The following is a 1,788-nucleotide window of genomic DNA, read 5'->3' as shown; positions in this document are numbered from 1 at the left end:
GGCGCAATGCCGTGGCGGCTGGCTTGACGACATTAGCTCTCGGTGCACTGATCGCGGGCCTCGCCGTAGCCCTGATCCAGCGAGACATCGCCCGCACGGAAACGCGCAAGTCCGAACGTGTACTTGAGTTCATGGTCGACAACTTTCGCCTGGCCAACCCGAGCAAGACCAACGGCGTGCAAATCAGCGCACGGGATCTGCTTGACCGCAGTGCCGAGCGCATGGACCAGGCATTGGCCGATGTACCGAGCGCCCATGCTGACCTGCTCGATGCCATGAGTGGCGCCTATGCCGGACTTGGCGCCTACGATCAGTCGCTTCAACTGGCCGACGATGCCATCACCATTCGCCACAGGCTTGACGAAGCGGTGTCACTGGCACATTCGCTGATGCTGCGTGCCGCAGCGCTGAAAAGCCTGACCCGCAATTCGGAGTCAGCGGCGACACTGGCCGAGGCGCGCACATTGCTGCCGGAAATGCCGGACACGGACGAGGCTTCAGCGATCAAGGCGAAAATGCTCAGCCTCGGCGCCCTGCTGCACTGGATCGAAGGAGAATACGAGCCGGCACGCGAAGGATGGACAAACTCGCTGGCTCTGTACCGTCAACTTTACGGCACCCTCGACGAGCGTTCGATCGAGACTGCGCTGTTCCTGAGCCGCGCCCTCGCCTCACAGAAAAAATTTGATGCATCGTTGCGCTTGCTCAACGAGATCATCGAACCCATACGCAGCGCCACGCCTCCGCGCCCGGCGCGCCTTCACGAATCCTTGAATGCGCTTGGAGGCGTGCAGCTCAAGCGCGGTGACAATGCCGGCTCCGAAGCGACCCATCGCGAGGCTGCCCAACTTGCCGAACAGGTCTACGGTCCGGAACATTTCTTTGTCGCCGTGGAATTGCACAATGTAGGCAAGGCCATGCTGAATCAGAACCATCCAGCCGAGGCAATCGAACCACTGCGGCGTGGGCTCGGTGTCGCCCACGTGGCGCTACCACCGAGCCACGGACTGACCGCCTCGATCATCATGAATCTGGCGCTTGCCGAAGCAGATTCCGGCGACTGCGGCATGGCGCAAGTTCATCACGAAGAACTTTTGAACCTGCTCAAGCAGAATCCGGAAGCACGGAATGTGGATCCGGAGCGGACGTCGGAACGCATCCGGCTTTGCCGTGAACGATTAGCCACCGAGGGGTAGTTCTTCGCCGGTTTTCGTTCCCGTCCCTACACCGCACTGGATGGGGCATGGAGGACGAGGCATGAACGCAACCGGTCGGTCGCCATGCAACGAAGGTATCGAAAGCAACCCCTGCCGCTTCAATCGGCATGCAGACTACGACCAACAACAGGATCGCCGGGCGTTCGAATTGGGCGGCGCCGTGTTCGGAGAGGGCCTTGACTACATGCTTGTCCAGCAGGCGCCACATAGTGCAATCATCCGGACCCTTTGCCCGGGCGCAGGTGCCTGGTCACGGCTCGGATTCGGCAGGAAACCGTTCACCGCAGCAATGGCAGTAGCGAGCTTCGGCCAGGTGCTCGCGCTCGCCGCAGCGGGGGCAGGAATCGGCCCGATCCCTGCGCCGCGATTCGCGCTTGTCGAGGCCGGACTGAATCAGATGGGCGCCGAATATTCCGGTCGGCACGGCGATGATCCCGTAGCCGATCAGGACGATCACCGAAGTGATGATCTGGCCCAGAGGCGTTCCCGGAACGATGTCACCGAAGCCAACGGTGGCCATGGTCACGATCGCCCAATACATTCCGCGGGGAATACTGGTAAAGCCATGTTC

The 1,788-nt window shown here is 61.4% G+C and carries 2 protein-coding genes; one reads left to right on the top strand and one right to left on the bottom strand.

Annotated features, from left to right (window positions below; translation table 11 throughout):
* On the top strand, positions 1–1,196 hold a 1,196-nt coding region (locus WBP53_RS14985; protein WP_423930333.1), incomplete at its 5' end, for a tetratricopeptide repeat protein.
* A gap of 271 nt (positions 1,197–1,467) precedes the next feature.
* Here WBP53_RS14985 and WBP53_RS14980 read toward each other — a convergent pair.
* On the bottom strand, positions 1,468–1,788 hold a 321-nt coding region (locus WBP53_RS14980; protein WP_423930331.1), incomplete at its 5' end, for a potassium channel family protein.

This window comes from Dokdonella sp., from assembly GCF_049593775.1.
In the GTDB taxonomy this organism is placed as follows: domain Bacteria; phylum Pseudomonadota; class Gammaproteobacteria; order Xanthomonadales; family Rhodanobacteraceae; genus Dokdonella.
This window is presented reverse-complemented; position numbering and strand designations above follow the sequence as displayed.